The 20,320-nt window shown below is 32.7% G+C and carries 18 protein-coding genes; 2 read left to right on the forward strand and 16 right to left on the reverse strand.

Going from position 1 to position 20,320, the window contains the following annotated elements:
• The first annotated feature begins 119 nt into the window (after positions 1–119).
• Positions 120–749, forward strand: a complete 630-nt coding sequence (locus TD29_RS13080; protein ID WP_040281196.1) for a response regulator — start codon at positions 120–122, stop codon at positions 747–749.
• Here TD29_RS13080 and dnaG read toward each other — a convergent pair.
• The 7 genes from dnaG to TD29_RS13115 form a co-directional block, all read right to left on the reverse strand.
• Positions 746–2,719, reverse strand: coding sequence for a DNA primase (gene dnaG, locus TD29_RS13085; protein ID WP_040281197.1), 1,974 nt, complete (start codon positions 2,717–2,719; stop codon positions 746–748). The two genes, TD29_RS13080 and dnaG, sit on opposite strands and share 4 nt — an antisense overlap.
• 144 nt (positions 2,720–2,863) lie before the next feature.
• Positions 2,864–3,937, reverse strand: a complete 1,074-nt coding sequence (locus TD29_RS13090) for a hypothetical protein (RefSeq protein ID WP_040281198.1) — start codon at positions 3,935–3,937, stop codon at positions 2,864–2,866.
• A 26-nt stretch (positions 3,938–3,963) separates the two neighbouring features.
• Positions 3,964–4,797, reverse strand: coding sequence for a hypothetical protein (locus TD29_RS13095; protein WP_040281199.1), 834 nt, complete (start codon positions 4,795–4,797; stop codon positions 3,964–3,966).
• Positions 4,784–5,350: an RNA polymerase sigma factor gene (locus TD29_RS13100; protein ID WP_040281200.1), complete on the reverse strand. Its 567-nt coding sequence runs from the start codon at positions 5,348–5,350 to the stop codon at positions 4,784–4,786. Before TD29_RS13100 ends, TD29_RS13095 begins: the two co-directional genes overlap by 14 nt.
• A gap of 106 nt (positions 5,351–5,456) precedes the next feature.
• Positions 5,457–6,434 (reverse strand): polyprenyl synthetase family protein, encoded by a 978-nt coding sequence (locus TD29_RS13105; protein WP_040281201.1) that lies wholly within the window; start codon positions 6,432–6,434, stop codon positions 5,457–5,459.
• A 50-nt stretch (positions 6,435–6,484) separates the two neighbouring features.
• Positions 6,485–9,094 carry an alkaline phosphatase family protein gene (locus TD29_RS18015; RefSeq protein ID WP_052467114.1) on the reverse strand — a complete coding sequence of 870 codons (2,610 nt, stop codon included), beginning with the start codon at positions 9,092–9,094 and terminating at the stop codon, positions 6,485–6,487.
• Complete coding sequence (locus TD29_RS13115) at positions 9,084–9,332, reverse strand: hypothetical protein (RefSeq protein WP_040281202.1); 249 nt, start codon at positions 9,330–9,332, stop codon at positions 9,084–9,086. The genes TD29_RS18015 and TD29_RS13115 overlap by 11 nt, the downstream gene beginning before the upstream one ends.
• A gap of 22 nt (positions 9,333–9,354) precedes the next feature.
• Here TD29_RS13115 and TD29_RS13120 point away from each other — a divergent pair, with 22 nt between their 5' ends.
• Positions 9,355–10,182, forward strand: coding sequence for a T9SS type A sorting domain-containing protein (locus TD29_RS13120; RefSeq protein ID WP_040281203.1), 828 nt, complete (start codon positions 9,355–9,357; stop codon positions 10,180–10,182).
• A 65-nt stretch (positions 10,183–10,247) separates the two neighbouring features.
• On the opposite strand, the gene rlmN is transcribed toward TD29_RS13120, so the two are convergent.
• The 9 genes from rlmN to rsgA form a co-directional block, all read right to left on the reverse strand.
• Positions 10,248–11,288 carry a 23S rRNA (adenine(2503)-C(2))-methyltransferase RlmN gene (rlmN, locus tag TD29_RS13125; protein ID WP_040281204.1) on the reverse strand — a complete coding sequence of 347 codons (1,041 nt, stop codon included), beginning with the start codon at positions 11,286–11,288 and terminating at the stop codon, positions 10,248–10,250.
• 218 nt (positions 11,289–11,506) lie between these two features.
• Positions 11,507–12,556, reverse strand: coding sequence for a tRNA preQ1(34) S-adenosylmethionine ribosyltransferase-isomerase QueA (gene queA / locus TD29_RS13130; RefSeq protein WP_040281205.1), 1,050 nt, complete (start codon positions 12,554–12,556; stop codon positions 11,507–11,509).
• A gap of 120 nt (positions 12,557–12,676) precedes the next feature.
• Positions 12,677–13,903 (reverse strand): 3-phosphoshikimate 1-carboxyvinyltransferase, encoded by a 1,227-nt coding sequence (locus tag TD29_RS13135; RefSeq protein WP_040281206.1) that lies wholly within the window; start codon positions 13,901–13,903, stop codon positions 12,677–12,679.
• A gap of 50 nt (positions 13,904–13,953) precedes the next feature.
• Positions 13,954–14,280: a nucleotide pyrophosphohydrolase gene (locus tag TD29_RS13140; protein ID WP_040281207.1), complete on the reverse strand. Its 327-nt coding sequence runs from the start codon at positions 14,278–14,280 to the stop codon at positions 13,954–13,956.
• 1 nt (position 14,281) lies between these two features.
• Positions 14,282–16,291: a DUF3857 domain-containing protein gene (locus tag TD29_RS13145; protein ID WP_040281208.1), complete on the reverse strand. Its 2,010-nt coding sequence runs from the start codon at positions 16,289–16,291 to the stop codon at positions 14,282–14,284.
• A 3-nt stretch (positions 16,292–16,294) separates the two neighbouring features.
• On the reverse strand, positions 16,295–18,199 hold the full coding sequence (locus TD29_RS13150) for a DUF3857 domain-containing protein (RefSeq protein WP_040281209.1): 1,905 nt from the start codon (positions 18,197–18,199) through the stop codon (positions 16,295–16,297).
• A gap of 86 nt (positions 18,200–18,285) precedes the next feature.
• Positions 18,286–18,807 (reverse strand): metal-dependent hydrolase, encoded by a 522-nt coding sequence (locus tag TD29_RS13155; protein ID WP_040281210.1) that lies wholly within the window; start codon positions 18,805–18,807, stop codon positions 18,286–18,288.
• Positions 18,807–19,259, reverse strand: coding sequence for a D-aminoacyl-tRNA deacylase (dtd, locus tag TD29_RS13160; RefSeq protein WP_040281211.1), 453 nt, complete (start codon positions 19,257–19,259; stop codon positions 18,807–18,809). Before dtd ends, TD29_RS13155 begins: the two co-directional genes overlap by 1 nt.
• Positions 19,260–19,322: 63 nt before the next feature.
• Positions 19,323–20,273 carry a ribosome small subunit-dependent GTPase A gene (gene rsgA, locus TD29_RS13165; protein ID WP_040281212.1) on the reverse strand — a complete coding sequence of 317 codons (951 nt, stop codon included), beginning with the start codon at positions 20,271–20,273 and terminating at the stop codon, positions 19,323–19,325.
• Positions 20,274–20,320: the final 47 nt, after the last annotated feature.

The raw sequence follows: 20,320 nt of genomic DNA on the forward strand, positions 1-20,320 counted from the left end.
TAAATCACATAGGTATATTGAAATTTTTCGTAGCTTTGTTAAGCAAATCTCCACACTCCTAAATTTATTTGTTATAAGTTTTGGTGCTCTATACTAATTAAACCAATTAAATATGTATTATGATTAAGGTATTAGTTGTTGACAACCATCCTATCGTAACTACTGGCTTTGAATTATTGTTCAAAAACCATGGAGATATTCATGTAATTGGAACCGTGGGCAGTGGTGTTGAGATTTTTGAATTTGTACGAAATAATGATGTTGATGTTATTGTTTCTGAGATTGAACTTCCTGAACTTAATGGAATTACCGCTCTAAGAGCTATAAAAAAAGAACATAATAATATTAATATCATTATGTTTAGCTATCATCCTGAAGAAATATATGCTATAAGTTCGATAAAGGCAGGAGCTTCTGGTTATGTCTCTAAATTTGAATCGACAGATGTTATTACGTTAGCCATTAATACGGCTCACAAAGGTGACATTTATTTGAGCGAAAAGATGTCTAAGCATTTAAAATATAATGACACTAAACAATCTAAAAGTAGAATTTATAAGCGATTGTCAACTCGTGAAGTTGAAGTATTAAAATTATTATCTTCTGGTAAAAAAAATAAAGAAATAGCTCAAGAACTTAACATTAATGAAAAAACAGTAAGCACTTATAAAGCGCGGCTTTTCAAAAAATTAAATGTAACTAACCTTATCGATTTAGTAAACCAAGGTAAGCATATGGATTTAACTTAAATTTTACCGCCAACTACCTTACCTAGCTTTCTAGAAAGTAACATTTTTAGACCTAAATAATCTTTTACATCTTCTAGAATACTTCTAGCATTTGCATCTTCTCGCAAAGTATCATTTTGATATTCTGACACTTTTTTATCTATTAAATAACATCGTAACGTTAAGATGGTTTGTGTTACCAACTGCCCAATAGAATGTTGTTTTTCCTTCGGAATAATATTATTACGCTCCCAATCATGCAACGAGTAACGTTCATCATTCATGAGTATTGTTGTGACATCACTAGCCAAGTCTTGATCTAACCTATTAACAAAATTTCGTGTAGAGAATTCTGGTTCTTGATGCAATGTATCTATTATAGAATAGTACAAAGTCTTAAAGTTAGGGTTTGTAAATTGCATCTCATCTTCTTGCAAATCCAAATATATTTTTTCAAATACTTTAGCATTATGAATTACAGGTTCTAATTGTAGTTCACCATCATCAGATTCTTTTAAAACCAAATCTTCAAAGTCCTCAATTTCTGTTCCGTAGAGCAACAAAATTTCAATGATTTTACGTTCTAATTCATATTGTAGATCAATTTTTTTTGCCTTAGGCTCAGCCTTTACTACCTGAAAAGCGTTTTGTTTTTGCTCATTCTTATAGTTTTTATTAGCCTCTTGAACACCTTTTTTATTAATTTGAGCTAGTGTTGTAAATAAAACATCTTCACTAATATCCATAATACGAGAACATTCTTGAATATAAATTTCCTTTTTAATTTGATCAGGAATTTTAGAGATACTATTTACAATTTCTCGTATGGTTTCTGCTTTTTTTATAGGATCATTGTCAGCTTCTTTTACTAATAAGGACGCTTTAAATTGAATAAAATCTTTAGAATTCTCATTGAGATAGTCTGTTAACTCTTCGAGTGTATTTTGTTTGGCAAAACTATCTGGATCTTCACCTTCTGGAAAGCTACAAACTTTTACATTCATACCTTGCTCAAGAATTAAATCTATACCACGTATAGACGCTCTAATTCCTGCCGCATCACCATCAAAAAGTACCGTAATATTATTTGTTAAACGATTAATAAGTCGAATTTGCTCTGGTGTTAATGCTGTACCAGATGATGCCACTGTGTTTTTAATTCCGGTTTGATGAAATTGTATGACATCTGTATACCCTTCAACCAGATAACAATTATCTTCTTTAGCTATAGATTGCTTTGCATGAAAAATTCCGTAGAGAATTTTACTTTTATGATACACTTCACTCTCTGGCGAGTTCATGTATTTGGCTGCTTTTTTATCTATTTTTAAAATTCGACCTCCAAATCCTAAAATACGTCCGCTCATGCTATGAATAGGAAACATGACACGACCTTTAAAGCGATCAAACTTTTTGTCTGGCTTCACAATGGTTAAACCTGTTTTGTTTAGAAACTCAAGTTTATAACCTTGCTTTATAGCCTCATCTGTAAATCCTTGCCATTCATCTAGTGAATACCCTAAATTAAATTGTTTAATAGTTTCGTTTGTAAAACCACGTTCTTTAAAATAGCTTAAGCCAATGGCCTGACCTTGATCGGTTTTAAACATAATACGTTCAAAGTAATCTTTTGCAAACTCATTAACCAAATATAGGCTTTCACGCTCATTAGCATTTTGCTTTTGCTCATCTGTTTGCTCTGTTTCTTCTATTTCAATATTATACTTCTTGGCAAGATATTTAATGGCTTCGGGATACGTAAAATGTTCGTGCTCCATTAAAAAAGTGACAGCATTACCACCTTTTCCGCTAGAAAAATCTTTCCAAATTTGCTTAACAGGTGACACCATAAAACTTGGTGAGCGTTCATCACTAAACGGACTTAATCCTTTAAAGTTACTTCCCGATTTTTTTAATTGTACAAAGTCGCCAATTACCTCCTCTACGCGAGCGGTTTCAAATACTTGTTCAATGGAGGATTTTGATATCATAACATTTCCTACGAAAGCAGGAATCTATTTAAGATTTAACATTCATTTGATGCGATTCGCACTTACGTGGGAACGAAATGTAAAAGTAAAAAAAAAGCTTCATTACTTAAGTAAATGAAGCTTTTTATTGGTTAATTAACTCGACTAATCTAAATCAAATCGCAATCCGATTGATAAGTTATGTTGATCAAATGTTTGGTCTTCAAACATTGGGCTTAAGTCATATTTTGCATAAACACCTAACCCTCCATAACCTACATAAGCACTCACACCATATACAAATGGTGACGCATTATAATTACGTCTAATTTTTTGTTTTACACGATCTCCATTTTCCTCATATCTTAATTTTTGTTGTGTACCAATATTAAAACCTGCAAAGCCACCAATACCAACTTTAAAATGATTTTCTGTGCTATATCTAAAATAGTTTTTACGTTCTACTTTTTTTGAAGGTCCAAATTCAAAATGTAACGGAAACACGAGATTTGTAATTCTAAATTCAGACTCTTTTAAATCACTTGGAAACGACTCTAAAGTGGTTACATTTCCGTCTTGAACAAAATAACGGTCATTTTTTGGAGTTAATTTATTCCATTGAAAAGATAATCCATACTTTAATCGTACTGCATTAGACTCTTTAAACAACCTTGTTTTCCAGGCAATACCTAGCTCAACAAATCCAGATCCTGCAAAAGAATACTCGTCTCCAATATCTTGACCTTCACCTATAGCATTATTAAAACCTGCTGCAAAAACGAGGTCGCTCGTTGTGCGTTTGTCATACACTACAGGTCTATTTCCTGAGGTTATTTTAAGTCCAGAGAAATTAAGATTAAAAGTCGCAGTTTCTGTGCCATCGTTATAGCCATAATCATTACGCTCTAGTAATTCAATTTTATTATCTACAATGGCCAGGCGGTTTTCAATGTTCAAAGCACGTTTTTTTGCAGCTTCTTTTTTTAGTTTTTGAGCTTCGGCTTCGGTGATTTCTCCAGATTCTTGTCTTTTATTTATATTTTCAACTTCTTTTTTTAAGAACTCGCGCTCTTCGGTTTCTATGGTTTTTTTAAGCTCAATAAGCCGATCTATTTGCAAGCCGTTTTCCTTGTAATCAATGCCTACTTTTGTTGAGTCTTGTTGTGTTTCTTGTGCGTTTACTTTGTTAACAATTAAGCATAGGAGTAGCAGCACTACTGTTTTTGTGATAGTGTTCATAATGTTTGTTTTAAATTGATGATTATTTAATTATTGCGCTCAGCCACTGCAGTTTTGACTGATTCAAAACCTGATTTTAAGCCTTCAAATACTCGGGTTCTAAACGATTGTTCCAGGTCATCTTCAACGTCTTGAAGTAATGCATCTGCATCTACCGTTCTTGTGGTTTCATTGTATATTCGGTCTCTTAAAATATCTCGTTCTGCCTGTTTTAATAGGTTTTCAATTTCGGCATCTGTAACTGTTCCATTTTTAAGTTCTAACGTTTTAATTTGGTTGATTACCTCGTCTACCTTTACTTCTTCAAAAGTTAATGCACTGGCAGATGATTTCTCTTTTTGAGTGTTAACCGAATTTAAAGCAGCAACAGCATGTTTAGTATCCTTAACAATAGTAAGCGGCTCTTCAATTAGTGGTTGGTTGTTATGCTTGACTTTTTTATGAATTGATTGCTTAGAAGCCGTTGCTAACTTAGGTTCGTTTTTGATTGATGATTTAATGTCTTTTTTATTGTTTTCTTGAGTGTTTTTCTCTTCGGAAATATTAGCGACCACTTCCTTTTCAACTGTTGAATTTTGAGTAGCTTCTAACGCTACATTATTTTGAATCTCTTTGGTATTTGTTTCGACTATAGTTGGTTCTCCAAGTTGATTTTCCGAAGCATTAAATAGTACAGACGTCACAAACAAAACACCTATAACACTTGCAGCTATACCTATATAAAATATGAGGCTTTTTTTATTTCTTTTGTTGTGAGTATTAAGATCTGCCGACAATGTATCCCATGCATCAATTGATGGTTGTATGGTTCTTTTCTCTAACTTTTCTTTTATATTTTCTTCAAACTTAATTGGTGCCATAACTTGTTGTATTTATGTCCTTAATTTTTTTCTGAAGCATTTGTCGTGCTTTAAATAATTGTGATTTTGAAGTCCCTAAAGAAATATTCAATATCTCTGCAATTTCTTGATGTTTGTAGCCTTCAATTGCATACATAACAAATACCATTTTATATCCTTCTGGAAGTTTATCAATGATGTGTTGAATTTGAGCCACCTCAATTTGTGAATCGACATTATTATAATGCACTTGATGAATGATTTCATCTTCAACCGAAAATTCTACATGCTTTTCTTGTCTTAAAAAAGAAATAGATTCTCTCACCATGATACGTCTCAACCAACCTTCAAAACTACCATTGTTTTTAAAACTTTTAAGGTTGGTAAACGCTTTAAAAAAACCTTTTAACATCACAGACTCTGCGTTTTGCATGTCTTTTATATAATAGCGACAAACACTAAGCATTTTTGGCGCATGAACTTCATACAATGTATGTTGCGCATCACGCTTACCTTTTGCTGCTCGTTTAATGAGCGTCGTATTATTTTTATGATGTAATTGAATTACTTTCAAAATAACTTTAGTTTGGTCTTCTATTTATAAAGACGCAATAGTTACACAAATGGTTGCCTGAAGTTTAAATGAATTTACAACCCATTGAAAATAAGACGTGTATAATTTATTTTTTTCTGTCAATCACGTAATTTACCATTAATTCCAATGCGGTTTTGTATTGAGAATCTGGATACGTGTTTAAAATTTGCAATGCCTCTGCTTGAAATGCTTTCATTTTAGAGATCGCATAATCGAGTCCGTTATGATCTTTAACAAAAGCAATAACTTCTTTAACTCGCTTTTTATCTTTATTATGATTTTTAATGGAATTAATGAGCCATGACTTTTCTTTTTTTGAGCAGTTATTAAGCACATGAATTAATGGCAAGGTCATTTTTTGTTCTTTAATATCAATACCTGTAGGTTTACCGATAGCCTCATCTCCATAATCAAATAAATCATCTTTTATTTGAAAAGCCATACCAATAAGTTCTCCAAATTTACGCATGGATTCTACGTCATCAGAATTTGGTTTTACCGAAGCAGCTCCTAAGCTACAACATGCCGCAATGAGTGTTGCTGTTTTTTGTCTTATGATTTCGTAATAAACGTCTTCTGTAATATCTAGTTGTCTTGCTTTTTCAATTTGCAGTAATTCTCCTTCGCTCATTTCTCGAACCGCTACAGAGATAATTTTTAATAAATCAAAATCATTATTATCTATAGATAGTAACAAACCTTTAGATAATAAAAAATCACCAATGAGGACTGCTATTTTATTTTTCCAAAGGGCATTAACAGAGAAAAACCCTCTACGACGATTACTATCATCAACTACATCATCATGTACTAAGGTTGCTGTATGTATCAACTCAATAACCGATGCTCCTCTATAAGTACGTTCACTAACCTGACCATTATCTACCATTTTAGCAACAAGAAACACAAACATTGGTCGCATTTGCTTACCCTTTCGGTTAACAATATAATGTGTAATACGGTTTAATAATGCAACTTTACTAGACATAGAGAGGAGAAACTTCTGTTCGAAGAGTTCCATCTCGTAGGCAATAGGTTGTTTTATTTGTTCGGTAATTTTCAAATTGAGCGTTTAATTCTTTGCAAAAATAAGCTATTGGATTTGTATGATAGCTACAATTTATTTCTATATAATGATTTATCTACACATTTTAACATCTCATCTTTATTCATATCAACACCAACAAATGAAGTTACTTTATCAACTACAGTTTTAGAATCATTAATCACATCTTTATAATCAACATAAATAAGTTCTACACTTGGTTCCTTATCTTTCCAAACATCAACCTGATGGAGGTGTTTTTTATAGGTTTCAAAAAGCCTTGTTGGTAGTGTTTCTGGATCTTTACCTATCATTTTTTGTTGCGACTTTACGATTTCGTTTAAATCTCTACTCATAAAAATCACTTTATAGCGGTACTTAGGGTCTAAAAATTTTAGTAAAGGTGCAACGACTTTAACTGATTTGTTTTGTGCTAAATCTAGCCATTTGTTATCCTTATGTATAGACATCACAGGATCGTACTCAAAATATCCTTTTGGATTTGATGCATCTGCTTTTCGATTGGCATCAGTTAACACCTCAACACCTCCTTTATTTAGCATTTGCATCATTACAGATGTACCAGATCTTGGTAATCCTGAAACGATAACTATTTGATCCTTTCGATATTTATAAACTGCTTTATCTTTTAAATTGGTTTTATTAACCAGTTTATCATCAATATTTTCAATTGCTTTTTCTGCTTTCACATGTTTAACCGGCTTTAAACTATTAGCTGTTTCATAAGCAATTTTAGCATTTTCTAAATCGCCTAATTTTTCTAAAGCTTCACCTAAAGTGTAATGTGCTTCGGGATAATACTTAACCAGCTCAATAGATATTAAAGCATGTTCTGCAGCATTTTCATAATCTTTTAAATGTATAAGAGTAGCAGCCAATGCCTGATGAAATTTAGCTCTATCAACTTCAAAATTGAGGGCATTTTCAAAAGCTTCTTTAGCCTTTTCAAATTGGAATAATTGCATATGAATTTTTCCTATTTGATACCACACTTCTGCATTAGGTTTATTGTTTTTAGCTGCTTGTAATACTTTAAGTGCCTGATGGATTTTTCCTTTAGCGACCAAAATTTTTGCTTCAGAAAAATAGGTATTGATATCAAATCGTTTATCTAATCTTCGTAGTTGACTTAAATAATGTTCGGCATTTTCTATTTCGTTTTGCGCAATACTTATTGACAATAAATCCATATAGTATGGAATGATATCAACAACCGAATCTCCCTCTTTATAGCCTTGCTTCTCTAATTCTTCTTTTTTCTCACCTTCAAAATCACTTTTTTGGTATTTTGGATAAGTATCATTTATGAGTTCAAGAAGGATTTTCTTCGCTTTTTCAAAATCTTTTTTCCCTAGATATACGCGACCTAAATTATGTTTTAAGTCACATTTGGTCTTTAAAATTGCGATTCCTATATCCTCATCAGGCTTATCAATATATCCTAGATCAATCAATTGTTGCAAAGCTTCTTGTTCGTTCAATTGATCTGTTTCAACGACCTCTTTATGTTGTCCAAAATCGCCTTCTAAAGTTTCCCAACTATCAATGTATTTAGGTTTAGTTGGCTCTTTAAATATATCTAATGCTACTTTTCCATCCATGTCCTTACCAATTGGCAAGTCAAACATATGAAGTAAGGTTGGTGCCACATCTATTAAGCTAAGCCCAAACACTTTTTCGTTTTGTTTAATATTTGGCCCAGCAGCTACGAAGATTCCAAATTGGCGATGTTCTAGAGCAGGAGCAGCTGGATATTTAGGCATTTTTAAAATGCGCTTATATCCCGATTCGTATCCATGGTCAGACATCACAATTACTGTTGTATCATCATCAATCAAACTCATGGTGCGTTCCAACATCATATCTTGTATCTTGTAAGCGCTCACTACAGCTTGATTATAAATCTCAAACAAATGTTGCGGCACTGCATTAAGTTTTGGTGGATGAAACTTCATGAAGGCATGGCAAAAATGATCAATGAGATCATAATACACTGCTGTAAAATCCCATTTGGTAGTTCGAATCAAATTTGTAGCCGCAGCATGAACAGAAGTATTCTCTGCTAAAATTCTAGCAAAAGTACGAAGCCCTTTATCATTTTCCTGATCAATCTCTGCTGCTTTAGGAATACAGGGCAAAATATGAGCTTTAGTAATCTCGTAGGGAAACATTCTCAAGTCCTCAAGCTCTTGTGTTAATGACTCTGGATGTATTGTCCCTTTTAACATTGGGTTTTTTTTATCAGGATCTGCTTTCACTTTTTGAAACTTATCTGTAACCACTACACCGTTTATTGGTTCGGCCGGAAAGCTTGGCCACCAACCAATCAAGTTGCTTTTAAAACCTTGGTTGTGAAGAATATTCCAAATTGCTTTCACCTTTCTTGAATTGGCAGTTACAGGTCGAACACCTTTCATATCTGGCATGAGCTCTATAAAACCTAAAACACCATGTTTGTCTGGTGTTTTTCCGGTAGCGACTGATGACCATAACATTGGCGAATATGGAGGGTTCATGGTGCTCATATTTCCATACACACCTCTACTTATCAATTTTTTTAATGCTGGCATTTCACCTTTTGAAATCAAAGGCCAAATAATTTCCCAATCAGCTGCATCCCAACCAATTAACAGTGTTTTGTTTTTTTTATTTGACATGATTATCGATCTTATTGATATTATTGTTGTTCTTCACTTCTCGCCAAGCTCTTAAACCAATATCTCCATAAGCTAATAAACCTAAGGACCCTTCGATCGTAATAGTATAAGATTGATTATTTGTTAAAATTTTATTTTTATTCGTCATTTTAAGAAGTGTAATTTGTTTTACAAAGCAATAATTAATAACTTGTTGCACGTTTCCTTTTTCAGGATGTGATGTAAAACAACAAAACATATTAATCAAAACCTAGTATATTATGAAAAAAACTACTTTAAAACATTCTAATAATTTAAGTAAAAGATTGGCTCAATATGGGGTTCTTTCATTAGCAATTGCTGGTGTTTCAGAAGCTAATGGTCAAATTCAATATACTGATGTAGATCCTGACTTTGTTGGTACGCTTCAAAGCTCTTTTGATGTGGATTTTAATGGTGATACGATTGTTGATGCAGTCATTGAACAAACAAGTTTTTCTAGTTCTGGTGGTGGCAACATACAACTTATGAGAGCAATAGCTCCCGTAGGCAATGGTATTGCAGCGAACATTGTAGGAAACTACACCTATGGTGTTAATGTCCCTTATGGATCTGCAATAGGTTCTACAACAACAGTTGCATCTTTTGGAGATATGTGCCAAGCAGGCGGATACACCAACAGTGGTTTTTGCGGCACAACAGCTGATTCATATGTAGGCGTAGCTTTTGATATTAGTGGAAGTACTCATTATGGTTGGGTAAGACTTGAAATGGGCTCTAGTAGTTCAAACTTCACCGTTAAGGATTTTGCTTATGAGCAAACGGCTGATGCATCAATAAATGCTGGTGATGGTCTTTTAAGTGTTGATGAATTTGCAAACAACACGTTTACTCACTCTTACAACAAAGACACGAATAACTTAACATTGAACTCGTCATTACCATTAAGCAGTATTGAAGTGTTTAATATTCTTGGACAACGCGTGATCAATCAATCTTTATCTCAGAGTAATGAAGTTATTGGAATGTCTAATTTACAAGATGGTATGTACATAGCAAAAGTATCTGTTAAAGGACAGACACAAACCATAAAGATTATAAAACAATAATTAAAATATACTTAAAAAAAAGCGACCATACTTTGATTACGTACAGTAACAAATGGTCGCTTTTTTTATGTTTTATTTGCTAATTGCCCACAAGCTGCATCAATATCTTTACCTCGCGATCGTCTTACCGTTACAGTTATATTATGTTTCTCTAGCATAGACACATACATATCAATGGCTTTTGAACTTGCTTGCTGAAATTCGCCATCATCAATTGGGTTATATTCTATTAAATTTACTTTGCTTGGTGCAAATTTGCAAAATTGTATTAAGGCTTCCACATCGTTTTTAGTATCATTAATACCATCCCAAACAACGTACTCATAGGTAATTCTATTTTTAGTTTTCTCATACCAATACACCAAAGCTTCTCTTAAATGGGCTAAAGGGAATGTGGCATTAAATGGCATTATGGAAGTTCTAATCTCATCTATTGCAGAATGTAAAGAGACTGCGAGTTTAAACTTCACCTCATCATCTGCCATTTTTTTTATCATTTTTGGCACTCCTGATGTTGACACAACAATTCGTTTTGGCGACATTGCCAGACCTTCTGGTGATGTAATTTTATCTATGGCTTTGAGCACGTTATTGTAATTCATGAGTGGTTCTCCCATACCCATAAACACGATATTACTTAATGGTCTATTGTGATATAATCGACTTTCATTATCAATGGCAACGACTTGATCATAAATCTCATCTGGATTTAGGTTACGCATACGTTTTAACCTTGCTGTGGCACAAAATCTACAGTCTAAACTACATCCTACTTGACTGGATACGCAAGCTGTTGTTCTATTTTTAGCAGGAATTAAAACGGACTCTACAATTAAACCATCGTGGAGTCGCACAGCATTTTTAATAGTGCCATCACTACTTTTTTGCATTTGATCTACTTTGATATGATTGATAACAAAGTTTTGCTCTAACATATTTCTTGTTTCTAAAGAGATGTTAGTCATATCTTCGAACGTATGGGCACTTTTACTCCACAACCACTCATAAACCTGGTTACCACGAAATGCTTTGTCGCCTTCTTTAACAAAAAATGCTCTTAATTGTTCTTTTGTTAATGCTCGTATGTCTTTCTTTTTAATATCCATAAGTTTTGCAAAGGTAATGAAAGGGTGATTGTTAATCAATTTTACCTCATGATTTTAAAATTTCTGAGGTTGCATTAGTGATTGAAGTGGCATCCTTTTGTAGCTTTTTTTTAGCTACAAAAGATATAACGGAAAGCACGACCCTTTAGGGTAATGCCCAAAACAAAAAAAAGCCTTATTGTGACATAAGGCTTCCATTTCTATTTTTTAATGCTGTGTTATATTATCAACATGGCGTCACCATAGGTGTAAAAACGGTACTTTTCTTTAACCGCTTGTTCGTATGCTTCTTTCATGAAATCATGACCTGCAAATGCTGAAACCATCATTAATAGTGTAGATTTTGGCGTATGAAAATTAGTAATCATACTGTTTGCTATACTGAAATCGTAAGGTGGAAAAATAAATTTATTTGTCCATCCTGTAAACTCATTTAATGTTCCGCTAGACGATACGCAACTTTCTACAGCACGCATTGCAGTTGTACCTACAGCACAAATACGTCTTTTTTCGGCAATACCTTTATTAATAATATCGGTTGCTGGTTTAGTGACATAAATTTCTTCACTATCCATTTTATGCTTAGATAAATCTTCTACTTCAACTGGGTTAAACGTACCTAAACCAACATGAAGTGTTACTTCTGGTAATTCAACTCCTTTTATTTCTAAACGTTTTAGTAAATGCTTAGAAAAGTGTAATCCTGCTGTTGGAGCTGCTACTGCACCTTCATTTTTAGCAAATATAGTTTGGTAACGCTCTGCATCTTCTGGCTCTACGTCTCTTTGAATATATTTTGGAAGTGGTGTTTGACCGAGTTCGGTTAATTTTCTTCTAAATTCATGGTAAGACCCATCATATAAAAAACGTAATGTTCTACCTCTTGATGTTGTATTATCAATAACCTCTGCCACTAATGTTTCATCATCACCAAAGTATAATTTGTTACCAATTCTAATTTTACGTGCTGGATCAACTAAAACATCCCAAAGACGTTGCTCTTCATTTAATTCTCTTAATAAGAATACTTCAATTCTTGCACCAGTTTTTTCTTTGTTACCAAATAAACGTGCAGGAAACACTTTGGTGTTATTTAAAATCATCACATCATCTTCTTCAAAATAATCGATAACATCTTTAAATAGTTTGTGCTCGATAGTTTGATTTTTTCTATCCAAAACCATTAGTCTAGACTCATCTCTATGCTCTGAAGGATGCTCTGCTAATAATTCATCTGGAAGGTCAAAATTGAAGTGTGATAATTTCATAAGTGATTTTTTATTTATTTTTTATGCTGAAAGCGGTTTATACATTATAACATTGCTTTCGTTTTTACAAGTCGCAAATATACAATCTCAACATAGGCCTTGTCAAGTAAAACGCAGTATTTATTTAGAAATTTTAAAACCTAGTGTTTTTAAGTCGTCCCAAAATGTAGGATATGATTTTGAAACCACCATATAATCTTCAATAAACAGATCGGTTTTTAGAGCTAATGGTGCAAAAGCCATAGCCATTCTATGGTCATTATATGTAGCTATAGCAACGTTTTTGATAAGCTTTGGTGTTTTATTAACTGTTAATGTATCTCCTGTTATATCAATTTGACCTCCAAGTTTTTGAAGTTCATTTTGAAGCGCAACTAATCTATCTGTTTCTTTAATTTTAAGTGTATGTAAACCCGTAAGATGACACTTTATACCCAAAGCTAAACAAGTTACTGCAATTGTTTGTGCAATATCTGGCGAATTATTAAGCTGAAATTCTACGGAATCAGTTAATGAATCTTCGGTTTTTTGTATTACCATAGACTCATTTTGAAACACTGTTTCTACTCCAAATGATTTATAAATTTCTGCTAAAACAGAATCACCTTGTAATGATTTCTCTTTATATGATGATAATTTAACTTCTGTACCTACAGCACTTAATGCCACAATGCTATAAAAATAAGATGCCGATGACCAATCTGACTCCACTGTAAGCTTATTTGTTTTAAGCGCATCCTGTTTTGTACTTACAGTGATCACTTGACCTTTAAACGTTGTTTGAATACCTACCTGATTTAACAAATCTAGCGTCATATTGATATATGGAACAGATGTTATTTTACCATCAAGGGTTAATTCTAATCCGTTTTCTAAACGAGATGCTATTAACAATAATGCTGAAATGTACTGGCTACTCACATTAGCATTTAAAGTCACCTTATGCTTGGAAAGTGTTTTCCCTTTTATATTAATTGGTGGACAACCGTGTGACTCTTTATAAGTAATCTCTGCTCCTAATTGGTTTAAAGCCTCTACCAAAATCTCTATAGGTCGTTCTTTCATACGGCTAGAACCTGTTAGCACCACATCTCGACCTGCTTTACTTGCAAAATACGCTGTTAAAAAACGCATTGCAGTACCTGCATGATGTATATCTATTATAGGCGCTTTGGAGGCTAAAGCCCTTTGCATGACTTTAGAATCATCTGAATTAGACACATTCTCGACCTCTAGTTCTGGATATAAAGCCTGAAGTAACAACAATCTATTAGATTCACTTTTAGAACCCGTAATTGTAATGTTTGATAGTTTTTGTATTGTAGATTTGTGAAGTTGTATGGTCATAACTAGTGACAACCACGTTTTGAAATGTTAATCATTCAAAAACGTAAGTTTTATTTTAATTTATCATTATTGTGATGCCTATCGTGATCTCTTTTAGTTTTTAAATCTAATTTTTTATCAAAGGTACTTTGCAAATCAATACCTGTTTGGTTTGCTAAACACAAAATTACAAAAACCACATCTGCTAGCTCTTCTCCTAAGTCTTTATTTTTATCACTTTCTTTTTCGCTTTGCTCACCATAGCGTCTGGCAATTATTCTAGCGACTTCTCCAACTTCTTCAGTAAGTTGTGCCATATTAGTAAGTTCGTTAAAGTAACGTACACCATGTTCTTTAATCCAAGTGTCAACTTCTAATTGTGCGTTTTTAATATCCATTTTAAATCTTTTTAAGTACTATTTTTTCTGTTTGTTTCTCAAGGGCTTGAGCAAAAAACTCCTTAAAGAACGCATAATTTTCAGAAAGTATAAAAGAAGAATTAATATTTAACTCTACATTGACTTGTAAAAAGCGTCCGTTTTGATTTATCATATATTTAAATTCTCCTGTTTTATTAGAAAAATCTAACGCTTTATTTTCTGGTAATGTGTCTACATCATAACCTTCTGGAAGCATAATATAAATCATATATTTATCAGACATTGGGTACATAAGATCAATAGGTAAAGTACGTTCATCTTGTTTAAACGGATTTTCTTGTGAACTTAAAAAGAGTAATGGCGAAAAATATAAATTATCACCAATCTGTTCAATGGCATTGTCCATTGTGTATTCATAGGTTATTTTAATAGGCTCCAATAAATTATCTTCACCTTCAACTTTTAAATTAGAAATTAATAAATCGGCTTTATCTTTTTCGATAGCTTTTATATAAGTTTCTGGGCTAACATCACCATACTTATCTCTATAGCGTTTTGCCACGTAATCAAACTTTTGAGACCTCACTTTTCCTTCCGCAGATAAATCAGGATTTATTTTAATATTTAAACCTATTATATCTTTTGATAATGAACGAGGTGCTAAATCTATCCATGAAGAACTACCGTTTTCTCTAATTACACGACCTTGCCAATTTAAATCTTTTACAGGTAATGTATTAAATGTTGCATTTTTATCTGTGGCATCTAACAACGACATGATGTCTTGATTTTCGATAAAGCAAATCACATAATTAAAGCCTTTACGAGTTGGAAATAATGGTATTCCATTGCTTTTTGTACTAATTAATACAGGGTTTGCATTTATCCCAGCATACCTTAGCATAGACACCAGCATCAAATTTATATCGCCTACATTACCTACACCTTCTTTATATGCTTTTCTTACACCAGCTTCTGTAGAATAGCCATTATAACCATTCCATTTTACTTTTCGTTTTACATAATTATAAATCATAAATGCCTTTTGAGCATCACTATCTAAATCACTAATTAATGCATTAATATCATCTTCATAGTAACCCGATTTTTTTAATTGAGTTCCAAAACCATCAGACTCATAAATTGTTTTGGTTACGTTATCCCATGTATTTGCTAAATTTTTATAGGGTTCATCAGGATATTTAACTGCTGTTAATTCTAGTTCTAGCTTGGCTTGATAATTACTCAAATTATCTATAAATGGTTCATCTTTTAAAGCAGGAATATCCACTTCATTAGACTTGTATACATTATCAACAAAATCTAGATTAGATTGACTAAACTCTGTTTTATTTACAGAAAAAGTACCAGATCTAGATTTACTTCTAATCACTGTAACTCTATTATCTTTAGACGACTCAAATTTTGGCAGGTAACTCGCTTTAGGGTTTAAGAGTTTATTATAAATAAAATACTCTGGTGTGCTTATTTTTGTTTCTAAAACATTAATAGGAATAGTATATTGAAGTTCCAAATCATCAATGGCTAAAAAAGGAGATGAAATCATATATGAGAATTCCACAATACATCCTGCTTTTATATTTGGCATTGTAAAAGACGTAATATCCCAATATTTATTAGCTTCCTCTTCAAAAATACCATCTTTTTTAAGCTTATCATCTGTTACTTTACCATTAACTAAATTATAAGTATAGGCTTTTAAATTATTTATTTGTTCTTTACTAGAACTACCAGTGTAGGTTTTTACTCGCTTTGTTGCCCAATCAAACCCATCTTTATTATATATTTTTATACGTTCGTGTATGGTTCTATTTTGAATAAACCCTTCTCCTTGTCGGTATACAAATCGCACACTTTCTCTTTTAAATAAAACGGCTGCATTTGCTGATGCATCTTTAGGATGTACGCTCTCTGCTAATTCTTCTTTTGAAACTTTACCAAATTTAAAATTTTGAGCCTGTACATTAAAGGACATAAAAAGTAAAAATACTGCAATAATAATTCTCATAGTTTAGGTTTTAGAAATCAATACAATTTTAGACTCATCATGTTTTACCATAGTAGACATAAAGGTTCTAAAATCGTCATACGCTTCTTTTGGATAGAAGCCTTTATTTAAAATTTGTGTTCGCTTGTACACTAATTTAGTGTCAGATAATTTTTTAATGGTAAATGAATAGCTTCCAAATTTATTAGTAATCTCAACTGCATTTGGCATCGCTTCAATATGAAAATTTGAATCTATGGTGATCACAAATTCATCAACATTTTTATAACCTCTATCGATTTCAAAATCTAGAGTTCGTTTTTTATAGCGCGTAGGTATTCGGGTTACTTTATTAAAAACATTAGGCTGAAACAATAAACGTTTACCACTTTTTGTAGCAAAACTAGCGGCTTTAACCTTTACATTTTCAGTAAAAACAACAGCATCTTTATCATTTATGAATTGTATATTTTCTACGGAAATGTTATTAATATAGTCCCAATAATCTTTAATATACAATTCTTGCTCTCGTAAAGGCTTAGTTTGAATACCTTCATGTATTGCATATTGAAAACCATGAGTTTTAATTGTTACATCTGCGGCAATTGATCCATCGTTTACAATCGCTATAGTTGCATTGGTGGTTTTTAAATTATCGTTTGTTTCATATACTGTAGTGTGAATTATTTTACCACCTTCTGGAGTAATTAAAAGCGCATCTCTATCATCAGTAAAACCAGCTATAAAACCAAACGGATTGGTTTGACTTGTACACTCTAACCAAATATCTTTAGTCTCATTAGGAATACAAATTACAGCATGATTACCCTCTGTAGCTGAGAACTCTGTATCAAAACTTGTAATATCTCGACCTCCATAAATCACAGCATAATGTGATACGACACCAACCTCATCTAATAGTGCTTTTGTATAATTAGATAAGCCTTTGCAGTCTGCATAACCCAAACGCTCTACATCATCTGCCAACATTGGTTTCCAACCTCCAATACCAACTTGCACACTAATGTAGCGTGTTTTCTCTTGCATATAGTTATAGACAATTTTAGCTTTCTCGGCATCTGTACTGGCGTGTGCTGTTAAGTTTTTAACTTCTTCTTTTATATGCTCTGGAATAATTTCTGTACCCATTAAAAGTTCATCATGCATCCATTTCCCAAAATCTTCCCAGTTATTATTTAAACCTATAACGCCTTCCATTTCAAAATTTATTAATGCTGCTCTTACTTTTGGCGCATAGCTTTCAAATGACGGACTAAACGCTTCTGGTTTTATAGATTTTATGTTTTTAGCGGTATAATGAAAATCATTATGTTTTTCAATTGGAAAATCGTCTAGATTGATCGCTTTTATTTTAACTTGAGTCTTTGAGTTATTAACGATTTTATATTCTGAATTCTCTGTACTTACATAAAAACCACTTATAGGTCTCCAAGATGGTACGAATGCTGTGGTTTTAAAATCTACTTCTACCTCATAAACTATAGTATAAGGATAACTTGTTGGTGTATAATTGAGGTATTTCACACGATTATCATCATAAAGCGTTCCTCCACTTACTGCACTTACATCTTCAAAATCTTTTGCTTTAAATTTCTTTATTTCTTTACCATTGCTATCATAAATTCGGGCCTCTAACGATTTAATTTTTCTGTTATCATCATAACCTGCAACTGCACCTTGATCTGAAATTCCATTTTCATTATAAACGGTTACGATCCGTTTATTTCTATATATAAAATTATTGTATGCTTTAACCTCTATGAGTGTATGATCGTACCGAACTACTGCATTAGCTTTAACTCTTAATTGTAAAGGTACTGTTGATGATTTAAGGAGTGCTTCGTCTTGAGCATGGAGATTAAAAACACAGCATAGCATGAACACTATAATGTATGGTTTTATAGGCATTTGAAAGCGATTTAGTTAAGTTGGTTATCAAATATAGTATTTTTACTCTATAGCTTACTATAAAAACCTCAAAACATGATAATTAATTAGACGTCAGATTTTTTTGACATAAAATAGTGTAGTAATAAAATGATTATGCATGGCATAGCGATGTACTGAATCTCACTCATAATAACTCTAATTCCCCATTCTGAAAAGAACTTCTCAACGCCAATTGGTGATACTTTAATCCCTCTAAAAGGGAAGAAATATCGTGAGTTATCAAATGGTATAAAAAACCCAACGCCTTTTCCTCCACTTGTCATGGCATCTAATATACCATGAGATATGGTTGATAAAAATAATACAACAGCAACTACTAGTTTTCTAGAATTTCCGAAGAAAAAAGTAAGTAATGTCGTCCAAATTACGGCAAACACAATAGAATGTGAAAAACCGCGATGCCCAAAAGGATCTAAATAATCGATACCCAAGGCAAAGCCAATAACATCTAAATCTGGCAGCATTGAAGACCCAATAGCCAGAAAAACTAATAATTTACTAGACTTAGCATCTACAACTTTAGTTAATGTGTAAGCTACCAAACCATGACTAAAAATTGAAGCCATTACTTTTTATCTTTAGTATCTATAATTATAGTAACAGGACCATCGTTGAGTAATTCTACTTTCATATCTGCTCCAAATTGACCTGTTTGCACTGTTTTACCTAAATCATTTTCTAGCTGTTTAACGAATGTTTTATATAGCGGAATGGCAACATCTGGTTTGGCTGCTAGTAGATAACTAGGGCGATTTCCTTTTTTTGTGCTTGCTTGAAGTGTAAACTGGCTTACAACAATGGCATCCCCTTGGTTTTGAAGTAATGAGGTGTTCATCACACCATCGTCATCTGAAAATATACGAAGATTAGAAATTTTGTTAGACAACCATTTAATGTCTTCTTGTGTATCTTCATTAACAATCCCAAGAAGTACTAGCAATCCAGAATTGATTTGAGCTACTTTTTCTCCTTCAATAGTAACTGATGCTTTTGTGACACGCTGAATGACTGCTTTCAAAATAGTTTAAAATTTAATAGTTAAAGTGACTTAAAATTAAAGACTACACACTGGAAGATTATGTTATTTCTCTTCCCAATTATCGGTTCGATAATGTTCATCTTCGCCTTCTAAAATTTGCAGATAACTACGATATCTCGAGTAAGATATTTCATCATTATCTAAGGCGGTTTTTACTGCACATTTAGGTTCTTCGGTATGCAAACAGTTATTGAATTTGCAGTCTTGTTTAAGTTCAAAAAATTCAGGAAAATAATCTGCAACTTCCTCTTTGTCCATATCTACAATACCAAAGCCTTTAATACCAGGTGTATCAATGATTTTTGCATCAAAGCTTAAATCAAACATTTCGGCAAATGTCGTTGTATGTTGTCCTTGACTATGCTGAGACGAAATGGCTTTAGTTTTTAGATCTAAACCAGGCTCTATGGCATTTACTAATGTTGATTTTCCAACGCCAGAGTGCCCTGCGAACATGCTCACCTTGTTTGTCATTAAAGCTTTTACTTTATCTACATTTTTTCCTGTTTCCGCAGAGATACCAATACAATCATACCCAATTTTTCTATAGACGTGAGCTAAATAACGCACTTCATCTAAAGTCTCTTCACTATAGGTATCTACTTTATTAAATAGTAGTATGGTTTTGACTTGATAGGCTTCGGCAGTGACCAAAAAACGATCTATAAAACTTGTAAATGTTGGAGGATTATCAATGGTTACAAGTAAAAATACTTGATCTACATTGGAGGCTATGATATGGGTTTGTTTTGATAAGTTAACCGATTTACGAACAATATAATTGGTACGTTCATGAATATTGTGAATAACACCTGTTTCATTATCATTATTGGTTTCAATTTCAAAATCTACATGATCTCCTACTGCAATTGGGTTAGTGCTTTTAATTCCTTTTAATCTAAATTTACCTTTAATTCTGCATTGGTAAGTTTTACCTAATTCGGTTTTAACTGTGTACCAGCTTCCTGTAGATTTGTAAACGAGTCCTGTCATTGAAAAAATATTTAACAAAATAACGATTTTAATTTTTATGATATCTT

The organism is Psychroserpens damuponensis (assembly GCF_000826655.1).
GTDB classification, from domain to species: Bacteria; Bacteroidota; Bacteroidia; order Flavobacteriales; family Flavobacteriaceae; genus Psychroserpens; species Psychroserpens damuponensis.

Excerpts from the sequence above, each read along its gene's own strand:
- TD29_RS13155 (WP_040281210.1), bottom strand. The coding sequence starts at position 18,807 with ATGGCTTCAATTTTTAGTCATGGTTTGGTAGCTTACACATTAACTAAA.
- TD29_RS13095 (WP_040281199.1), bottom strand. The coding sequence starts at position 4,797 with ATGGCACCAATTAAGTTTGAAGAAAATATAAAAGAAAAGTTAGAGAAA.
- rsgA (WP_040281212.1), bottom strand. The coding sequence starts at position 20,273 with ATGACAGGACTCGTTTACAAATCTACAGGAAGCTGGTACACAGTTAAA.
- queA (WP_040281205.1), bottom strand. The coding sequence starts at position 12,556 with ATGAAATTATCACACTTCAATTTTGACCTTCCAGATGAATTATTAGCA.
- TD29_RS13150 (WP_040281209.1), bottom strand. The coding sequence starts at position 18,199 with ATGCCTATAAAACCATACATTATAGTGTTCATGCTATGCTGTGTTTTT.
- TD29_RS13090 (WP_040281198.1), bottom strand. The coding sequence starts at position 3,937 with ATGAACACTATCACAAAAACAGTAGTGCTGCTACTCCTATGCTTAATT.
- TD29_RS13135 (WP_040281206.1), bottom strand. The coding sequence starts at position 13,903 with ATGACCATACAACTTCACAAATCTACAATACAAAAACTATCAAACATT.
- TD29_RS18015 (WP_052467114.1), bottom strand. The coding sequence starts at position 9,094 with ATGTCAAATAAAAAAAACAAAACACTGTTAATTGGTTGGGATGCAGCT.
- TD29_RS13120 (WP_040281203.1), top strand. The coding sequence starts at position 9,355 with ATGAAAAAAACTACTTTAAAACATTCTAATAATTTAAGTAAAAGATTG.
- dnaG (WP_040281197.1), bottom strand. The coding sequence starts at position 2,719 with ATGATATCAAAATCCTCCATTGAACAAGTATTTGAAACCGCTCGCGTA.
- TD29_RS13080 (WP_040281196.1), top strand. The coding sequence starts at position 120 with ATGATTAAGGTATTAGTTGTTGACAACCATCCTATCGTAACTACTGGC.
- TD29_RS13145 (WP_040281208.1), bottom strand. The coding sequence starts at position 16,291 with ATGAGAATTATTATTGCAGTATTTTTACTTTTTATGTCCTTTAATGTA.
- TD29_RS13115 (WP_040281202.1), bottom strand. The coding sequence starts at position 9,332 with ATGTTTTGTTGTTTTACATCACATCCTGAAAAAGGAAACGTGCAACAA.
- TD29_RS13140 (WP_040281207.1), bottom strand. The coding sequence starts at position 14,280 with ATGGATATTAAAAACGCACAATTAGAAGTTGACACTTGGATTAAAGAA.
- rlmN (WP_040281204.1), bottom strand. The coding sequence starts at position 11,288 with ATGGATATTAAAAAGAAAGACATACGAGCATTAACAAAAGAACAATTA.